Below are 2,924 nucleotides of genomic sequence, written 5' to 3'. Positions count from 1 at the left end.
TACCTCGACATGCTCAACAACGTCGCGGTACTCGGCCACGGACATCCGCGCATGGCGGCGGTCGCCAGTCGTCAGTGGTCGTTGCTCAATACCAACTCGCGCTTCAACTATGCGGCAGTTGCCGAGTTTTCCGAACGGTTGCTGAAGTTGGCACCGGACTCCATGGACCGTGTATTCCTGGTCAACAGCGGCAGCGAAGCCAACGATCTGGCGATTCGCCTGGCATGGGCTTACAGCGGCGGGCGCGACATGCTCAGCGTGCTGGAGGCCTATCACGGCTGGACGGTGGGCGCCGATGCGGTATCGACGTCGATTGCCGACAACCCCAAGGCCTTGAGCAGCCGCCCGGACTGGGTGCATCCGGTCATTGCGCCGAACACGTATCGCGGCGAATTTCGTGGCCCCGACAGCGCGCCGGACTATGTGCGCAGCGTCGAACACAACCTGGCGAAAGTCGCCGAGCAAAAGCGTCAGTTGGCGGGTTTCATTTGCGAACCGGTGTATGGCAACGCTGGCGGGATCTCGTTGCCCCCGGGCTATTTGCAACAGGTCTACGCAATGGTTCGCGCGCAGGGTGGCGTGTGCATCGCCGACGAAGTCCAGGTCGGTTACGGGCGCATGGGCCATTTCTTCTGGGGTTTTGAAGAGCAGGGCGTGGTCCCGGACATTATCACCATGGCCAAAGGCATGGGCAACGGCCAGCCATTGGGGGCGGTGATCACCCGTCGGGAAATTGCCGAAGCGTTGGAGGCCGAAGGTTATTTCTTCTCATCGGCGGGCGGTAGTCCGGTCAGTTGCCAGATCGGCATGGCGGTGCTGGATGTGATGGAAGAAGAAAAGCTCTGGGAAAACGCTCAGGTGGTGGGCGGGTATTTCAAGGAGCGCCTCGAAGCGCTGATCGATATTCATCCGCTGGTGGGCGCGGTGCACGGTTCCGGGTTTTATCTGGGCGTCGAGCTGATCCGCAACCGTGAAACGCTGGAGGCGGCGACCGAAGAAACCACGGCGCTGTGTGATCGCCTGCGTGAGCTGGGGATTTTCATGCAACCGACTGGCGACTTCCTCAATGTGCTCAAGATCAAACCGCCGATGGTGACCTCTCGCCAGAGCGTGGACTTCTTCGTGGACATGCTCTCGAAGGTGCTCGCAGAGGGCCTGTAAACCCATAACCCTGTAGGAGTGAGCCTGCTCGCGATTGCGCACGATCAGTCAACATCCATGTTGAATGTTCGACCGCTATCGCGAGCAGACTCACTCCTACAGGGATGGTATTAATTCGATAGATATCGGCTATTCTGCAAAAAAAAATGACAGAAGGTTTATTGGTTGCTTCTATAGCCGATATTTATCGGCTATAAAGTCTCCGCTGCCTCGGTGTGGACGAATCACGCCCAGTGCTTCCCATTTCTGTCATGGGTCGATGCCACACTCGACCCCAAGCCTTTGCTCAGGAGCCGATTCATGAGCCGTATCGTTACCGTCGCCGCTACCCAGATGGCCTGTTCCTGGGACCTTGAAGCCAACATCGACACCGCTGAAAAGCTGGTCCGTGAAGCGGCAGCCAAGGGTGCGCAGATCATTCTGATTCAGGAACTGTTCGAGGCCCCCTACTTCTGCCAGAAGCCGAACCCGGATTACCTGCAATTGGCCACGACCGTTGAAGACAACGTCGCCATCAAGCACTTCCAGAAAGTCGCCAAAGAGCTGCAAGTAGTGCTGCCGATCAGCTTCTACGAACTGGCCGGCCGCGCACGTTTCAACAGCATCGCGATCATCGATGCCGACGGTGCCAACCTCGGGATTTATCGTAAAAGCCACATCCCCGACGGCCCTGGCTATCACGAGAAGTATTACTTCAACCCGGGCGATACCGGTTTCAAAGTGTGGAACACCCGTTACGCGAAAATCGGCGTGGGCATCTGCTGGGATCAATGGTTCCCAGAGTGCGCCCGCAGCATGGCGTTGCAAGGCGCGGAAATCCTGTTCTACCCGACTGCGATCGGCAGCGAGCCGCACGACAAGAGCATCTCTTCCCGTGACCATTGGCAGCGCGTGCAACAGGGCCATGCCGGCGCCAACCTGATGCCGCTGATCGCCAGCAACCGTATTGGCAACGAAGAGCAGGACGGCTACGACATTACCTTCTACGGCTCTTCGTTTATCGCCAACCAGTTCGGCGAAAAAGTTCAGGAGCTCAACAAAACCGAAGAAGGTATCCTTGTACACACTTTCGACCTCGACGAGCTGGAACATATTCGCAGCGCGTGGGGTTCGTTCCGTGATCGTCGCCCGAACCTTTACGGCACACTGAAAACTCTCGACGGTTCCCTGGAGTCCTGATTGTCATGACCACTTTGCACACCACGCCGCGCGCTGACGGCTTCTACATGCCGGCCGAATGGGCGCCACAAACCCAGACCTGGATGATTTGGCCTGAGCGCCCGGACAACTGGCGCCAGGGTGGCAAACCGGCGCAAGCCGCACACGTTGCTGTAGCGAAAGCCATCGCGCGTTTCGAACCAGTGACAGTAGCGGTATCGGCGGGCCAATACGAAAACGCTCGCGCCCGTCTCGACGTGCCGAATATTCGTGTGGTGGAAATGTCCAGCGATGACGCATGGGTTCGCGACACCGGTCCGACGTTCGTCATCAATAACCGTGGCGAAGTCCGTGGCGTGAACTGGGACTTTAACTCCTGGGGCGGTTTCGATGGCGGTCTGTATTCGCCGTGGAATCGAGATTCGCAAGTCGGCGGCAAAATCCTCGAGATTGAGCGCAGCCAGCGTTATCGCACAGAGGGCTTCGTGCTCGAAGGCGGTTCCATTCATGTCGATGGCGAAGGCACCCTGATCACCACCGAAGAATGCCTGCTGAACCGCAATCGCAATCCGCACCTTGATCGTGCGGAGATCGAAGCGGTACTC

General features: G+C 58.2%; 3 protein-coding genes. All 3 read left to right on the top strand.

The window, feature by feature from the left end; genetic code table 11:
* Positions 1–1,161 (top strand): aminotransferase class III-fold pyridoxal phosphate-dependent enzyme (locus AC1DRJ_RS23300; RefSeq protein WP_477804224.1); only part of this gene is annotated, 1,161 nt, incomplete at its 5' end.
* 300 nt (positions 1,162–1,461) lie between these two features.
* Positions 1,462–2,340, top strand: a complete 879-nt coding sequence (gene aguB / locus AC1DRJ_RS23295) for an N-carbamoylputrescine amidase (RefSeq protein ID WP_477804223.1) — start codon at positions 1,462–1,464, stop codon at positions 2,338–2,340.
* A gap of 5 nt (positions 2,341–2,345) precedes the next feature.
* A partial coding sequence (locus AC1DRJ_RS23290; RefSeq protein WP_477804222.1) for an agmatine deiminase family protein occupies positions 2,346–2,924 on the top strand: 579 nt, incomplete at its 3' end.

The organism is Pseudomonas sp. P5_B2, assembly GCF_056400445.1.
This window is presented reverse-complemented; position numbering and strand designations above follow the sequence as displayed.